This window comes from Halorubrum miltondacostae (genome assembly GCF_041379815.1).
Taxonomy (GTDB): Archaea; Halobacteriota; Halobacteria; order Halobacteriales; family Haloferacaceae; genus Halorubrum; species Halorubrum miltondacostae.
Genome location: NZ_JBEDNY010000008.1, coordinates 46043 through 59909, shown reverse-complemented (window position 1 = coordinate 59909; position 13867 = coordinate 46043). Strand labels below are relative to the sequence as shown.

Sequence of the window (13867 nt, the reverse complement as noted above, 5' to 3'; positions counted from 1 at the left end):
TTAAGTTGTCGGCTCGCCTCGACTGTGCTATGAGCCACTACAAGCGGATCGCGGACCTGTCGGTGACGATCGAGTCGGTCGCCCGCCGGCGGCACGTCGCCGACACGACGAGCGGCTTCGAGCGGACGACGACGGAGTACCGGCTCTCGGGCGACGGCGTCGTGGGGCGCGGCGAGGACGTGACCTACGAGACGGCCGACCACGACGCGCTCGCCGGCACCGATCCGATCGACCTCGAGGGGGAGTGGACGATCGACGAGCTGTCGGACCGTCTTGACGAGACCGACCTCTTCCACGGAAATCCGCCTGAGAACGAGCCCGCGCGCAACTACCGTCGCTGGGCGGTCGAGAGCGCGGCGCTCGACTTGGCGCTCCGGCAGCGCGAGGAGACGCTGGGTGACCGGCTCGGCGTCGACCCCGACCCGGTCCGGTTCGTCGTCTCCACGCGCCTCGGCGACCCGCCGTCGACCGATCGCGTCGAGGAGTTGCTCGCGCGCAACGCCGACTTGGAGTTCAAGCTCGACCCGACGCCGGAGTGGCCGCAGTCGGCGTTCGAGGCGCTCCGCGAGACCGACGCCGTGCGCGTCCTCGACCTCAAAGGGTGGTACGAGGGGACAGAGGTCGACGTCGAGCCCGACCCGGAGCTGTACCGCGACGTGTTCGCGGCGTTCCCGGCGGCGGTCGTGGAGGACTCGGCGTTCACGCCTGCGACGAGCGCGCTCGTCGAGCCGCAGGCCGACCGGCTCTCGTTCGACTACCCGATTGACGGCGTCGAGAGCCTCGAATCTCTCCCGGTGGAGCCGGGATGGTGTAACGTCAAGCCCTCGCGGTTCGGGACCCTCGAATCGCTGTTCGAGACGATCGCCTACTGCGAGCGCGAGGGGATCCGGATGTACGGGGGCGGGCAGTTCGAGCTCGCTAGCGGCCGGACGGCGATCCAGACGCTCGCCGCGCTCTGTTACCCGGACGGGCCGAACGACGTCGCGCCGCGCGCGTTCAACGACCCCGACGCCGAGCCGCCGTACCCGAAGAGCCCGCTCCGCCCGAGCGACGACGCGGTCGGCTTCGAGTTCTGAGCCGGCAGGCTACGCGACGAACTTCAGCAGGTCGTCGCGGTTGTGATCGTGGAAGCGCGTCCGGAGGCACTCCTCTAACGCCTCGACGTCGCCGCGCTTCGCGCAGATCGGGGCCACGCGATCGGACCACTGCTGCCACGGCGGGTACAGGCCGAGTCGGTCACAGATCGCGTCCAGCCGCTCGTCGATGTCGTCGATCTTGTCGGTCTTGTTGACGGCGACGATGGGTTCGACGCCCACGTCCTCCAGGAAGCCGAACATCTCGACGTCGTGGGGGACGTTCCCGCGCTCTGCGTGGCGGTCGATGATGTCGACGGCGGCCTTCCCGTCCATCACGACGACCCCCGCGAGGATCGAGTCCGCGTTGTCCTCCAGATAGCGGACGATGTCGGTCTTGATCTGCTCGCGGTGCTCCTCCTCGACACCGGACATGAACCCGAACCCGGGCAAGTCGGTGAACATGAACCCCTCGCTGGCCCAGTCGAAGTGGTTTGGCTGTCGGGTGACGCCCGGTTTGCCGCCGGTCGAGAAGTCGTGGCCAGTCAGCTCGCGCATCAGCGTGGACTTGCCGACGTTCGATCGCCCCACGAGGACGACCTCGGCGTCGCGGTCCGGCCGGTCTTCGAACATACCCGACCGTGCGCGCCTGAACGGGTTAAAAGGCGCGTCGCGGCGGCGGCTACTTACCGCCGGCCCCGCACTCTCCAGCATGGACAAGCAGGCCGTCCGCGAGGCGGTGTGGGACGCGTTCGACGAGGGCGACCAGGCGCGGTTCCCGTTCCCGCCCCACGACCGGATCCCCAACTTCGCCGGTGCGGACGCCGCGGCGGAGCGGCTCTCGACGACCGAGACGTGGGACGCGGCCGCGACGCTGAAGGCCAACCCCGACGCGCCACAATTGCCGGTCCGCCGGGCCGCGCTCCGCGCCGGGAAGACCGTCTACGTCGCGCAGCCGCGACTCCGCGACCCGGACCCGTTCCTCCGGCTCGATCCGACCGAGATCCCGCCCGAGGAGATCGACGACGCGACGACCGTCTCCGGCATCTCCGAGCACGGGACGCCGACCGCGCCCGAGGACGTCGCGCACGTCGACCTGATCGTCGCCGGCTCCGTCGGCGTCACGACCGACGGCGCGCGGATCGGCAAGGGCGAGGGGTACAGCGACTTAGAGTGGGCGGTCCTCCGCGAACTCGACGCGGTCGACGATCACACGACCGTCGCGACGACCGTCCACGAGCTCTCCGTCCTCGACGGACCGGAGTCCGCGGTCGGGGCCGACGTCGACCTCCCGGCTCCCGACGCCCACGACGTGCCGCTCGACCTCGTGGTCACGCCGCAGCGAACGCTCCGGACGGAGACGACGTACGCGCGACCGGACGGGGTCGACTGGAACGCGCTTGACGCGGAGAAGCTGTCCGAGATACCGGTCCTCTCGGAGCGGGCACCGGAGAAGGGATGACGACGGTCACGGGCCGAATCGGGAGGACTAGTCTGCGTGCTGTGGCGTCGGCGCCGACCGCGCCGTCCGGTGGTCGGCGACGTGGCCGCACTCCGGACAGACGATCGTTCGTTGGTCGCCGTCGCTGACGACGAGCCACCCGTCAGACAGGGGGCTTTCGAAGCGACACTCCGGACAGAAGAGGACCGACTTCCCGCGGGAGGGCGGGGAACCGCTGGCGTCTGCGTTCATGTCCTCTTATACGAGACCGAGGTATAAGGGTCTTGTTCGACCTGATCGTTCAGTATGATCGCCTTTGATACGCCGAATCGTGACTCTCATCCGGATATTATGAGTCATTCGTTTATACAAAGCGAAAAATACTGATCGGCATCATTCACAATCGTTTCGCGGAGACCGGCGTGAGGTCGGCGGGCCGTCTCCGATGGCTTCATGACAGTCGCACCCTCGCGAAGGCGAATTCCACCACCGTTGCGGGTCGAGGCGACGGTCGCGGGTTACCGCGCCAGCGGCATGTTGTAGCTCGTCTCCTCGTCCATCACGTACTCCCAAGTGGCCTCGCACTCGCAGGAGACCTGCTCGAACACGCTCGGGTCCTGCCGTTTGTCGAAGTCCTTGATCGCGGTCTGGACGCGGTCGTCGCACTCGCCGCAGTTGTGCGCGCCGCGGTCGGAGCCGTGGCCGACGGGGTCGGAGACGACGATGGCGTCGACGTCGGCGGTCTCTTCGAGGACGTGTGCGACCGACCAGAGCCACGGGGGCCGATAGCCCCCCTCGAAGAACAGCTCGTCGACCATCGTGTAGCGCTGGACGTTCGTCGGATTCATCGAGACGGTATGACAGCCGTCGACGGCGGCGCACCGCCGGATCGAGTCGACCATGTCGGCGGCGGCCTCGGGCTCCGCGAGGAAAGGCGGCTTCATCAGGAGGTACGCCTTGATCCCCACGTCGGCCGCGAACTCCTCGTCGGCCGCGGCCGCCTCCGCGCAGGCGGCCTCGAAGTCGGCGAAGTCGAAGTACTTGTTCACGCAGTCGTGGCGGACGCGGTCGGTCGCCGTCTCCAGGCCGACCGCCACGTCGGTCGCGATCCCGTGGTCCGCGAAGTCGGCGATCTTCTCGCGGTCGACGAAGTCCGGCAGCGACTCGACGACGATCCGGTCGCGGTCCGCGAACGTCTCGGCGATCGCTCGGCGTGTCTCCGCGGGGACCTCTCGCTCGTCGAGGAAGGAGCCGGAGGTGTAGATCTTGATCAGCTCGGCCGGCGCGTCGGCCTCCTCAGCCTCGTGGTCGAGACACGCGTCGATCTGGGTCATCAGGTCCTCGTGGGCGACGCTGCCGTCCTCGACGGACTCGGCGACGTAGCCGCACATCGTACAGCCGCCGGCGCGCGCCCACCGGCAGCCGCCGGTGTTCAGGATGATCGTGAGGGAGTTCACGACGCCGTCCGGCGTGTTGTCCTCGTCGATCCAGACGCGGGTCGGCTCCGTGGGGTCGTACGTCTCCGAGCGCTCGGCGCGGATGTCGCGCATCACGTCGTTGTGCGCGTCCATCCCGCGCCCCTGCTCGTACGCCTCGGGGCTCGGCTGGCTCATTATCGGACGGAGCGGCCGAGCGCGTAAAGCCGTGTCGTCATCGCCGACCGGAACCCCGCACGTGCCGAGGAGCGACGGTTCGAGCACAGTTCTCAAACGTGTCTTATTTATAAATATATATTGATTATAGAAAGATTTATAAATATTAGTACTAAAATAAACTGATGTCACGTGACGGTGACTACGGACGGCGTGACGTACTGCGAGCGGGGGGAATCGTACTCGGCGGGTCGCTCGTCTCGGGGTCGGCGACTGCCGCAGAGGGCGACGGATCGACGACGCTCACGCTCCTTTCTTACAACGACATCCAGACGGCGGCCGCGGAGGACAAGGACTTCTCGCGGCTGGTGACGCTCATCGAAGAGCAGCGCGCGGCGGCCGATGGTCCGGTTGTCGTGGTCGGCGGCGGCGACCAAGTGGGCCCACACGCCCTCAGTCCCATCTCGCAGTGGCGCGCTCCTGTCGAGGTGCTCAACGAGGTGGAGCCGGATGCCGACGTGATCGGGAACCACGAGTTCGACTACGGGCTCGACGCAATTTCCGACGTGACAGCCCACTCGGAGTTTCCGTGGCTCGCGACGAACCTCGTCGACGACGAGACCGGCGGGGCGTTCGACGGGACCGAGTCGACGCGGATCGTCGAGCGCGGCGGGGTCCGCGTGGGGCTCATCGGACTCCTCGACGAGGGTGCGACCTTCGGCAAGACGAACATCGCGTTCGACGAGGAGGGGCTCACCGTCGAGGACTACACCGAGACGGGGCCCGCCGAGGCGAGTCGGCTCAAGACCGAGGAGGACGTGGACATCGTCATCGCGCTCGCACACACGGGCGTCCCCGACGCGGAGGTGCTGGCCGAGGCCGACACCGACGACGCGATCGACGTCATCGTGGTCGGCGACGACGAGATCGTCTACCCGCCAGCCGAGACCAGCGGGACGATCGTCACCGAGGCGGAGGCGCGAGCAAACTACCTCGGCAAGCTCGAACTCACCGTCGGCGACGACGGCCTAACCTCGTGGCAGGGCGACCTGATCGAGGTGACGGAGGACGTCGAGAAGGACCCCACCGCGTCGCAGATCATCAACGATTACCGGGCTGAGGTGAGCCTTGACTCCCCGGTCGTGGAGACAGAGACGGAGCTCGATGCCCGTTTCTCGTCGAACTACCACCGCGAGACCGGATATGGGAACCTGATCACCGACGCGATGCGAGAGCGCGTTGACGCCGATGTCGCGATCACGAACGCCGGCGGTATCCGTTCGAACGCCGTGTACGGGCCCGGCGAGATCACCGGCGGGGACATCTTCAACACCCTCCCGTTCCCGAACACCGTCGTCACGCTGGAGCTCACCGGCGAGGAGCTCATCGAGACGCTGGAGAGTCAGGTCATCACGCTGGAAAGCGAAACGGGGCAGAGCTTCGGAGAAGAGATCTCACAGCAGACCAGCGGCCTGCGCTTCGAGTGGGTCCCCCACGAGGACGCCGACGAACTGGTTCGCGACGTGTACGTCGGCGGCGAGCCCCTCGACCCCGACGAGACCTACGCGGTCGCCGTCAACAGCTACATCGCGAACGGCGGGAGCGGGTACCTAATTGAAGACAAGGTGATCGAGGATACGGGAGAGCTTCAGGCGACGACCGTCGTCAAGTATCTCGAAGAACGGGAGACGATCGCCCCGGAGCCTGAAGGCCACATGCAGCGCGTCGACCGCGACCTCCCTGACGCGTCGGTCACCGTCGACGGGAACGGGAAGGTCGTCACGCAGTTCGATGCGCCCGAAGATGTCGACTCGGTCGCCGACGAGACCGTCGCGGTGTGGACGCCGGACGGCGAGCACCTCGACGCCGAACAGGTCGTCTTTGACGAGGACGACGAGACGCTAGTCGTCCGCGTCGACGACGGCGACCTTGCGGAGACGGTCGACGACGCCGACGACGGTGACGGCGTCGCACTCGACCTCTACGCCGAGTACGAGTCGAGCGAGTTTGAGCAGATTTACTTCGAGCGGTCGCGCCTGAACGCCGACGTCGCGGCGACGGTGCGGCGTCGGGGTCGCGGTCGCGCCGGTCCGCCCGGCCGCTGACGACCGCGCCGTCGTTCTTCCTCAGCGAAACCGATCGCGGTTCCCGTTTTTCCGGACCGTTCGCCACGCCGAGAAGAGTCCCGCTCCGACCGTCGCGCCGACCGCGTTGATCGCGACGTCGCTCCACGCGAACGACCGCCACGGGATCGGGGCTTGGACGAGTTCCACGCCGAACCCGAACGCGGTCGCGGCCGCGACGCCGACGGCGGTGGCCCCCACCGTCGCCCGCTCCCGTCCGGCGACCGCTCGGACCGTCAAGACGGCGAGCGCGGCGTACCCGATCAGGTGAAAGGGCGCGGTGAGCGCGATCCACGCCGGAATGATGGGGAGCATCCCCCTGCCGGTTCCCGGCACGGTCGGCACCGGGACGACCGACGCCGCGAAGACGAGCCCCGCGACCGCAGTGAGCGTCCGACAGTCCTTGCCGTCGATCGACCGCATGCGCGGGTCTTGACCGCGTCCGCCGGCCTCCTCGTCGCGGCTGTTCACGCGGCCACCTCGGTCTCGATTCGGGTTAATTCCCCGTTTCGACGCGCCGTCGCCTCTCGCGGCGAAGCCGGCGCACCGAGCGTCGCGCAACGCGAGGAAGACGGCGCCGATAACCGCTACCGGTTACGCAGCCGAATCAACAACTAACCCGATACGGCCCTAATATAATGATAGAGCATTACATGACTGAAATGGGCGGCTACAGAGACCGTGTGGCACAGGTCGATCTCGGCGGCGGGGAGGTCAACTATCAGGGGATCGACGACGAGGACGCAGAGAAGTACATCGGCGCGCGCGGGCTCGGCGTCAAATACGTCTTCGACAAGGGCCCAGACGTGGACCCGCTGGGACCGGAGAACCGACTGGCGTTCATGACCGGGCCGCTCACCGGTACCCAAACAGTGATGAGCGGTCGGATCGCGCTGGTGACGAAGTCCCCGCTGACGGGGACTGTCACCGACTCGCACCACGGGGGCTGGTCCGGCGCACGGCTCAAGTGGGCCGGTCTCGACGGGGTCCTCCTCGACGGAGAGAGCGACGAGCCGGTCTACCTGTTCGTCGAGGACGGCGAGGTCGAGGTACGCGACGCCTCCCACCTCTGGGGCCAGGGCGTCCACGACACGATCGACCAAATCGGCGAGGAGGTCGACGGCAAGGTCGGCCGTGACGTCTCCGTGATGGCGATCGGGCAGGGCGGCGAGAACGAGGTGCGCTACGGCTGCGTCATCAACGAGGACGACCGCGCCTCGGGCCGCGGCGGCACCGGCGCCGTCATGGGCGCGAAGAGCGTGAAGGCCGTCGTCGTGAAGTCGGGCACGAACATGCCGAAGCCTGCCGACCCCGAAACGTTCCAGGAGGGGTACCAGCAGGCGATGGAGGTCATCCGCGAGTCCGACGTGACCGCGCCCAACGAGGGCGGCCTCTCCATGTACGGGACGAACGTCCTGATGAACGCGACCGAGGAGATGGACGGCCTCCCGACGAAGAACGCGAAGTACACCTCGACGGAGGCGTACCACGACGCGGAGGGCGCCGACATCGAGGCGGAGCAGGTGTCCGGCGAGAACGTCCGCGAGAACATCCTCGTCGACGAGCCGACCTGTCACTCCTGTCCGGTGGCGTGTAAGAAGGAGGTCGACGTCAACGTCACCCACAAGGGCCAGGAGATGAACGTCCGCACGGAGTCGTACGAGTACGAGTCCGCGTGGGCGCTCGGCCCGAACTCGGGCCACTCCGACCGCGACGAGATCGCCCGCATGTTAGAGCAGTGCAACGACCTCGGGCTCGACACCATCGAGGCCGGTAACATGATGGCGATGGCGATGGAGATGAGCGAGGAGGGCAAACTCGACGGCGTCGGTCACCTCGACTGGGGCGACTCGGAGACGATGATCGACCTCATCGAGGAGATCGGGCACCGCTCGTCCGACCTCGGCGACCTCCTCGCGGAGGGTCCCGAGCGCGTCGCCGACGCGAAGGACGCGCACGGCAACAAGCTCTCGGTGAAGGGCCAGACGATGGCCGCCTACGACCCGCGCTGTATGAAGGGGATGGCGATCGCGTACGCCACCTCGAACCGCGGCGCGTGCCACCTGCGCGGCTACACGCCGGCCGCCGAGATTCTCGGGATCCCGGAGAAGGTCGATCCGTACGAGTGGGAGGGGAAAGGCGAACTCACCGCCACCTTCCAGGACCTCCACGCCGTTTCGGACTCGTTCGACATCTGTAAGTTCAGCGCGTTCGCCGAGGGGATCGAGGAGTACGTGCTCCAGTACAACGGTGTGACCGGCCAGGACCTCTCGGAGGACGAGCTGTTCGAGGCCGGCGAGCGCATCTACAACCTCGAGCGCTACTACAACAACCTCGCCGGCTTCGGCGGCGCGGAGGACACGCTGCCGAACCGGTTCATCGAGGGCCATCCGGACGCCATCCCCGGCACGGGTGCCAGCGAGGGCGAACTCGTCGAGCTCGACAAGCTGAAGGCCGAGTACTACGAGACCCGCGGCTGGGTCGACGGCGTCGTCCCGGACGAGAAGCTCGCCGACCTCGGCATCGATGTTGGCCCCGGCACCGGCGTCTCCGCCGGCGACTCCGCGGCCCCCGCCGACGACTGACCGGGGACGCGCCGCGAGCGCAGGCGACCGCGCTCACGCTCCGCGGTCTCTCGCCGCTTCGTGTTTATTTTTAAGTAAGTTCCGTCGGAAGCTCCGCGTATGGCACACGACCCGCTTTCGCCCTCCGAGGCCCTCCGCACGCGCGTCGGCGTCTCGCTCGCCGCCGTGAGCCTGTTCGTGTTCGTCTACTCGCTGCTGATCCTCGGACAGATACTGTTCGGCGTCTGGACCGTCCTCGTCCTCACCGTGGGACCGTACCTCTCGTACCGGGTGTTCGCCGCGCTCGACTCGCTCGCCGACGCCGCCCAGCGGATCGCCGCCGCCCGCGAGCGCGAGGTCGACCGAGACGATCGGTTCGACCGACCCGTCGACCGCGAAGACTCGGGGGCACGCGAGCGCCGAACGAAGCGACAAACTGAACGCGAGCGCTGACGACCGCGTCGCCGACCGGCCGCCCCGCCCGTCTCACGCGAACACGACGAATCGGAACGCCCAGAGCGTGACCATCCCGGTCGCGATGGTGGCGAACACGTTCTCCGTTCGCCACGCGACCGCGCCGGCGACGAGGCCGGCGACGAGCCGCTCGTCGAGCAGGGTCGCGGCGACGGACGGCTCGAGCGTCACAAGGTCGGGAAGCACAAGCGCCGCGAGGACCGCCGGCGGAACGTACCGCAGCGGCCGCTGGAGCCGCGTCGGGACGCCGTCGATCCGGCCGAACAGGTGGATGAACGAGAGCCGGATCCCGTAGGTGACAAGCCCGATCGCGACGATGGCGATCCAGGCGCGCGGCGAGGCGACGACCGACGCGAGCGCGCCCGTCACGACCCGGTCACCTCCGTCACCAGCCCGGCGGTGATCCCGGAGAGCGCTCCGATGAGAAGGCCGAGGTTGAGCGGGAGGCCGGCCGCGACGACCGCGACCGCGCCGCCCGCCGCACCCGCGACGGTGGTCGGCCGGTCCTTCATCGCGGGGACGAGGAGCGCGAGGAACACGAGCGGGACCGCGAAGGTGAGCCCCCACGCGTCGGGGACGCCCGCGCCGAGGACGACGCCGGCGACCGTCCCGACCTGCCAGACGACCCACAGCGACGCGGCCGCGCCGAGGTAGTAGCGCCAGCGGCTGCGGTCGGGGTTCTCGTCGAACTCGGCGACTGAGAGGGCGTACGCCTGGTCAGTGAGGAGGTACGCGAGTCCCGCGCGGAGCCGGCGACCGTACTCGGCGAAGTGCGGCGCGATGGAGGCCGAGTACATCAGCATCCGGAGATTGATGACGACGGCCGTCCCGACGACGACGGCGAGCGGCGCGTTCTCGCCGAGCAGTTCGAGCGCCGCCAGCTGGGAGGCGCCCGCGAACACGATCACCGACATCCCGACCGCCTCGGCCAGGCCGAGGCCGGCGTCGACCGCGGCGATGCCGGCCACGAGCGCGAAGGGGACGATCCCGAGCATGAGCGGGGAGACGTCGCGCACGCCGGCGACGAGGTCCTCGTCGATGGCGGGGCCGCGCACGCTACCGCTCCGTGGGATACGGCGGCTCGTCGTACTTCGCCGCGAGGTGGTCGGCGTGCTCCAGCTTCGCGTTCGCCTTCCGGAACGTGCCGAGCAGGGTGTGGATCTCGCGCTCGGTGGGGTGGGCGCGGCCGAGCAGCCGGCGCATCAGCAGCTCGTTCTTGTCGCGGACGTGCTCGCGCTGGCCGGTCGCGGCGAGGAACTCGGCGTAGAACTCGTGGAAGCGCTCGACGTCCGCCTCCGGGGCGCGGGTGACCTCGGTGTCGGGCTGCTGCGTCTCGTTGACCGTGAGGTCGCGCAGCTCGTACAGCAGCACCGTCGCGGCCTGCCCGAGGTTGAGGACGGGGTACTCCTCGTCGGCGGGGATCGAACACACCTCGTCGAGCCGCGAGAGCTCCTCGTTGTTGAGGCCGCGCCCCTCGCGGCCGAAGACGATGGCGGTGGGCGCGTCGACCGTCTTCAGCGATTCGCGCAGCTCGACGGGCGTCTTGAACGGGTAGCGCTCGTGGCTCCGGTCGTCCTCGCCGGTGATCGCGGTGGTGCCGACGGTGTGGTAGTTCGCGACGACCTCGTCGAAGCTCACCTCGTCGGCGTTCGGCAGCACGTCCTCTCGCGCGTGGCCGGCGAAGCCGTACGCCTCGCCGCCCTCCGCGATCTCCGGCGGGTTCACGAGCTTGAGGTCCGTGAGCCCGAAGTTCTTCATCGCCCGGGCGATGGTGCCGACGTTACCCGGCGTCTCCGGCTCGACGACCACGACAACGGGCTTCCGCCGCGACCGGGCTGGCTCCGCGTCGTCGGCCGGGTTCGGCTCCGCGCCGTCGGCCGGGTTCGGCTCTGCGTCGTCTACGGACTCTCCACCGTCCCCCGCCGCCTCCTCGTCGCTCATCGGTCCGACGGGTAGTCGGTCGAGAGGTCGAGGTCGGAGTCGGCGACCTCCTCCTCGGTCAGTTCCTCGTCGGACCGCTCCTGCCCGGCGAGTTCGAGGATGTCGATCCGGTCGCCCTCGAAGTCCTCTTCGAGCCGCTCTTGGACCTCCTGCTGGTCGGGGAGGTCCGGGAGTCCGTCGGGGTCCTCCTCGACGTGCTCGACCGAGCCGTACCCCTCCGGCGCCTCGTTGCCGGCGGCGACCCACTCGTGGAAGCGGTCGGCGAACTCGACGGACCCCTTGTGCTCGCTGCCGCCCGCCTCCCGGAACCAGTAGAGCAAGTCGCGCTCGTGTTCGGGGCAGAGCAGCACCTCTCCCTCGGGTTCGCCGTAGACGATCTCCGCCTCCTTACACCGGTGGACCTCCGCTTCGCCGTAGTCGAGGTAGCAGACGTCGCAGGGCTCCTCGACGAGCTTGACGAGCCGCAGGAGCCGCTCTCGCGGGTCCTCCGGGATCTCGTCGAGGGGCTTCAGCTCCTCGTCGTCGGTGAATATCTCGTCCTCCTCGAAGCGCCACCCGCGGAGGCCGATGCTCACTTTCGCCATGTCCCACGCTACGCTCCGGCGGCGATAAAAGCGCGTCCTTCCCGGAACGAGGGGTCGCTACGGCGCGTCAGCGACTCGGATGCCAAGCGCGGTCGTCGCCGAATCGGTTCCCGACGCCTCGATCGGACCAGAGAAACTCGCGTAGTTGACGACGACGAAGGCGACGGCGAGCAGCAGTGCGAGCGCGCCGAACCGAGGGCCAGCCGACAGCGACGCGCGGCCGAGAGCCCGAGACGGTCCCCGACGGGATCCGTCGAGAACGCGCCGGCGGCCGCGAGTGAGAGCCCGATCGCGACGACGTGCGCCCCGCCGAGGAGGGAGGCCGGCAGCAGCAGGAGCCCGTACAGCGCGACCGCCGCGCCGCCGACGAGCGCCGCGAGGCCGAGCGCGGTCTCGGTGCCGATGGCGGCTCGACGACCGGGCTGCGGGAGGGACGGGAGGTTCATACCGCGGACTGGGTTTGCCCGGGCCGATAGCATTTGTCGGAGCCTTGATAGCGCGACGGTGACGCGACGGCGACTGCTGCCGAGAAGCCGGGGTAGTCCACGGCGAAGAACGCGAGACCCAGCGCCGCCGCGAGCGCCGCGAGGCCGAGTGCCACGCGGCGGCGCGTCCCCGCTGAGAGCCCGGTCCGGCCACCGACTCGGTCGACCGCGAAGACGCCGGCGAACACGAACAGGAGACCGACCGCGGCGATGTGGCTTCCACCGCTCGCGGACGCCTGATACAACAGGAGACCGGACAGCGAGACCGCCGCCCCGAAGACGATCGCCGTGCCACCGAGAACGCTCGCGTTGTCTGGTGTCCCTCCACGCGACCTTCGGGTACTTTTACTGGTCATGCCGACGACTGTTCGTCGGCGAACATAATCTCCTCGGACCGTGCCGCGCCGACCGCAGCCCCGCAGTTCCGAGCGCGCTCCCGACGCGGGCGACGCGGCCGCTTATATCCCCGGCCGGCTTGGTGACGGCTATGAGACGGCGGCGACTCCTCGGACTGACCGCGGCCGCGACCGCGGGCGCCGCGGCTGGCTGTCTCGGGGGCGACGGCGTGCCCGGAGCGAGCGACGGGGATACCGGTGGCGGCGACGGCGGAGGCGACGACTCGGGGGGCGGCGGCGACTCGGGGGAAGACGGAACCGACGACGTCGAGTGGCCGAGCGGGACGTACGCGGACTACGAGACGACGACCGTGACCGTCGAGAGCCCGGGCGGCGAGGCGCGCGGCTCCGTCACCGCGGCGGTCGCCGACACCGGAGACAAGCGTCTGCTCGGGCTCAGCGACGCCGAGTCGTTGCCCGACGACGGCGGCATGCTGTTCGTCTACGACGCGCCGCGGGACTCGCTCACCTACGTGATGCGCCGGATGAGCTTCGGCATCGACATCGTCTACGTCGACGGCGACCGGCAGATCACCCGGATCCACAACGCGCCCGAACCGGGGCCGAACGAGGACGGCGAAGCGCAGCGGTACCCCGGTTCCGGCCAGTACGTGCTGGAGGTCCCCTACGAGTGGACCGACCGCCACGGCGTCGCCGTCGGCGACTCGCTGCGCTTCGATCGCTGAGCTGACCCCGCGAGGTGTCGGCCGCCCGGCGGCGTCACCGCTCGGATCGTACCGAGACGGTCTCTCGATCGAAGCCCGACTCGTCACCTCGCCAGCGCCAGGACCCGACGAACGGGTAGCCGTCGAGCGCGCAGATCACGTACGAGCGGTCGGGCTAGGTCGCCCGCGCGGCGTCGGTCTCGCTCGGCCGCGGCGGACCCGCCGGGTGCGAGTGGTAGAAGCCGACCACGTCGAGCCCGTCGCCCTCGATCGCCTCGATGAGCTCGAGTTGTTCCTCGGGGTCGATTCGATAGCGGATCTGGGGCCTGTCGGCGACGTTTTCCGCCCGGCGCGCGTCACTGACGACGGCTGGTTCGCCGGATTCACCGCGACTCCCGGCGAGCACGCCGCAGACCTCCGCCTCGCCGCCCTCGTACGCGTGGCGGACGATGTCGTCGTACGCCTCCCGCGACAGCGCTATCATGCTCGCGAAGACGGGCGTCTCGGTGATAAGTGCCGCCCGCCCGACG

16 protein-coding genes and 1 pseudogene are annotated in these 13867 nt (G+C 68.8%); 6 read left to right on the top strand and 11 right to left on the bottom strand.

Features of this window, described 5'->3' with window-relative positions; all coding sequences use genetic code 11:
* The first annotated feature begins 29 nt into the window (after positions 1-29).
* Entirely contained in the window at positions 30-1076 is a 1047-nt protein-coding gene (locus ABNG04_RS16755; protein ID WP_371163510.1) for a hypothetical protein, read from the top strand.
* A 9-nt stretch (positions 1077-1085) separates the two neighbouring features.
* Here the strand turns inward: ABNG04_RS16755 and engB are convergent, their stop codons facing one another.
* Positions 1086-1706: a GTP-binding protein EngB gene (gene engB, locus ABNG04_RS16750; RefSeq protein ID WP_371163509.1), complete on the bottom strand. Its 621-nt coding sequence runs from the start codon at positions 1704-1706 to the stop codon at positions 1086-1088.
* Positions 1707-1785: 79 nt separating this feature from the next.
* Here engB and ABNG04_RS16745 point away from each other — a divergent pair, with 79 nt between their 5' ends.
* A complete protein-coding gene (locus ABNG04_RS16745) occupies positions 1786-2535 on the top strand; it encodes a 5-formyltetrahydrofolate cyclo-ligase (RefSeq protein WP_371163508.1) in 750 nt (249 codons plus the stop codon).
* 27 nt (positions 2536-2562) lie between these two features.
* Here the strand turns inward: ABNG04_RS16745 and ABNG04_RS16740 are convergent, their stop codons facing one another.
* Both ABNG04_RS16740 and ABNG04_RS16735 read right to left on the bottom strand, forming a co-directional pair.
* The gene (locus tag ABNG04_RS16740) at positions 2563-2766 is read right to left on the bottom strand and encodes a DUF8106 domain-containing protein (RefSeq protein WP_308214397.1); all 204 of its coding nucleotides are present in this window, start codon (positions 2764-2766) and stop codon (positions 2563-2565) included.
* Between the two features lie 266 nt (positions 2767-3032).
* Complete coding sequence (locus tag ABNG04_RS16735; RefSeq protein WP_371163507.1) at positions 3033-4127, bottom strand: archaeosine biosynthesis radical SAM protein RaSEA; 1095 nt, start codon at positions 4125-4127, stop codon at positions 3033-3035.
* A 164-nt stretch (positions 4128-4291) separates the two neighbouring features.
* Between ABNG04_RS16735 and ABNG04_RS16730 the strand changes: the two genes are divergently transcribed.
* Positions 4292-6211 carry a bifunctional metallophosphatase/5'-nucleotidase gene (locus ABNG04_RS16730; RefSeq protein ID WP_371163506.1) on the top strand — a complete coding sequence of 640 codons (1920 nt, stop codon included), beginning with the start codon at positions 4292-4294 and terminating at the stop codon, positions 6209-6211.
* Between the two features lie 21 nt (positions 6212-6232).
* Here ABNG04_RS16730 and ABNG04_RS16725 read toward each other — a convergent pair whose 3' ends face one another.
* On the bottom strand, positions 6233-6700 hold the full coding sequence (locus ABNG04_RS16725; RefSeq protein ID WP_371163505.1) for a VanZ family protein: 468 nt from the start codon (positions 6698-6700) through the stop codon (positions 6233-6235).
* Between the two features lie 182 nt (positions 6701-6882).
* On the opposite strand from ABNG04_RS16725, the gene ABNG04_RS16720 reads away from it, so the two are divergent.
* Complete coding sequence (locus tag ABNG04_RS16720) at positions 6883-8814, top strand: aldehyde ferredoxin oxidoreductase family protein (protein ID WP_371163584.1); 1932 nt, start codon at positions 6883-6885, stop codon at positions 8812-8814.
* 99 nt (positions 8815-8913) lie between these two features.
* Positions 8914-9246: a DUF8066 domain-containing protein gene (locus ABNG04_RS16715; protein ID WP_371163504.1), complete on the top strand. Its 333-nt coding sequence runs from the start codon at positions 8914-8916 to the stop codon at positions 9244-9246.
* A gap of 33 nt (positions 9247-9279) precedes the next feature.
* On the opposite strand, the gene ABNG04_RS16710 is transcribed toward ABNG04_RS16715, so the two are convergent.
* From ABNG04_RS16710 to ABNG04_RS16685, 6 genes are read right to left on the bottom strand one after another with little or no spacing between them, the layout of a single operon-like run.
* Complete coding sequence (locus tag ABNG04_RS16710) at positions 9280-9636, bottom strand: branched-chain amino acid transport AzlD family protein (RefSeq protein WP_371163503.1); 357 nt, start codon at positions 9634-9636, stop codon at positions 9280-9282.
* Positions 9633-10322, bottom strand: a complete 690-nt coding sequence (locus ABNG04_RS16705) for an AzlC family ABC transporter permease (protein ID WP_371163502.1) — start codon at positions 10320-10322, stop codon at positions 9633-9635. Before ABNG04_RS16705 ends, ABNG04_RS16710 begins: the two co-directional genes overlap by 4 nt.
* Position 10323: 1 nt before the next feature.
* Positions 10324-11208, bottom strand: a complete 885-nt coding sequence (locus tag ABNG04_RS16700) for an RNA methyltransferase (protein WP_371163501.1) — start codon at positions 11206-11208, stop codon at positions 10324-10326.
* The gene (locus tag ABNG04_RS16695; RefSeq protein ID WP_371163500.1) at positions 11205-11792 is read right to left on the bottom strand and encodes a DUF8114 family protein; all 588 of its coding nucleotides are present in this window, start codon (positions 11790-11792) and stop codon (positions 11205-11207) included. The genes ABNG04_RS16700 and ABNG04_RS16695 overlap by 4 nt, the downstream gene beginning before the upstream one ends.
* A gap of 8 nt (positions 11793-11800) precedes the next feature.
* On the bottom strand, positions 11801-12238 hold the full coding sequence (locus tag ABNG04_RS16690; protein ID WP_371163499.1) for a hypothetical protein: 438 nt from the start codon (positions 12236-12238) through the stop codon (positions 11801-11803).
* Positions 12235-12633, bottom strand: coding sequence for a hypothetical protein (locus ABNG04_RS16685; protein ID WP_371163498.1), 399 nt, complete (start codon positions 12631-12633; stop codon positions 12235-12237). The genes ABNG04_RS16690 and ABNG04_RS16685 overlap by 4 nt, the downstream gene beginning before the upstream one ends.
* 131 nt (positions 12634-12764) lie before the next feature.
* Here ABNG04_RS16685 and ABNG04_RS16680 point away from each other — a divergent pair, with 131 nt between their 5' ends.
* The gene (locus ABNG04_RS16680; RefSeq protein ID WP_371163497.1) at positions 12765-13358 is read left to right on the top strand and encodes a DUF192 domain-containing protein; all 594 of its coding nucleotides are present in this window, start codon (positions 12765-12767) and stop codon (positions 13356-13358) included.
* Between the two features lie 34 nt (positions 13359-13392).
* Here the strand turns inward: ABNG04_RS16680 and ABNG04_RS16675 are convergent.
* Positions 13393-13821: pseudogene (locus tag ABNG04_RS16675) on the bottom strand (desampylase).
* Positions 13822-13867: the final 46 nt, after the last annotated feature.

Coding starts and splice junctions, on each gene's coding strand:
- ABNG04_RS16755 (WP_371163510.1), top strand. CDS start 30: ATGAGCCACTACAAGCGGATCGCGGACCTGTCGGTGACGATCGAGTCG.
- engB (WP_371163509.1), bottom strand. CDS start 1,706: ATGTTCGAAGACCGGCCGGACCGCGACGCCGAGGTCGTCCTCGTGGGG.
- ABNG04_RS16745 (WP_371163508.1), top strand. CDS start 1,786: ATGGACAAGCAGGCCGTCCGCGAGGCGGTGTGGGACGCGTTCGACGAG.
- ABNG04_RS16740 (WP_308214397.1), bottom strand. CDS start 2,766: ATGAACGCAGACGCCAGCGGTTCCCCGCCCTCCCGCGGGAAGTCGGTC.
- ABNG04_RS16735 (WP_371163507.1), bottom strand. CDS start 4,127: ATGAGCCAGCCGAGCCCCGAGGCGTACGAGCAGGGGCGCGGGATGGAC.
- ABNG04_RS16730 (WP_371163506.1), top strand. CDS start 4,292: ATGTCACGTGACGGTGACTACGGACGGCGTGACGTACTGCGAGCGGGG.
- ABNG04_RS16720 (WP_371163584.1), top strand. CDS start 6,883: ATGACTGAAATGGGCGGCTACAGAGACCGTGTGGCACAGGTCGATCTC.
- ABNG04_RS16715 (WP_371163504.1), top strand. CDS start 8,914: ATGGCACACGACCCGCTTTCGCCCTCCGAGGCCCTCCGCACGCGCGTC.
- ABNG04_RS16700 (WP_371163501.1), bottom strand. CDS start 11,208: ATGAGCGACGAGGAGGCGGCGGGGGACGGTGGAGAGTCCGTAGACGAC.
- ABNG04_RS16695 (WP_371163500.1), bottom strand. CDS start 11,792: ATGGCGAAAGTGAGCATCGGCCTCCGCGGGTGGCGCTTCGAGGAGGAC.
- ABNG04_RS16690 (WP_371163499.1), bottom strand. CDS start 12,238: ATGAACCTCCCGTCCCTCCCGCAGCCCGGTCGTCGAGCCGCCATCGGC.
- ABNG04_RS16685 (WP_371163498.1), bottom strand. CDS start 12,633: ATGACCAGTAAAAGTACCCGAAGGTCGCGTGGAGGGACACCAGACAAC.
- ABNG04_RS16680 (WP_371163497.1), top strand. CDS start 12,765: ATGAGACGGCGGCGACTCCTCGGACTGACCGCGGCCGCGACCGCGGGC.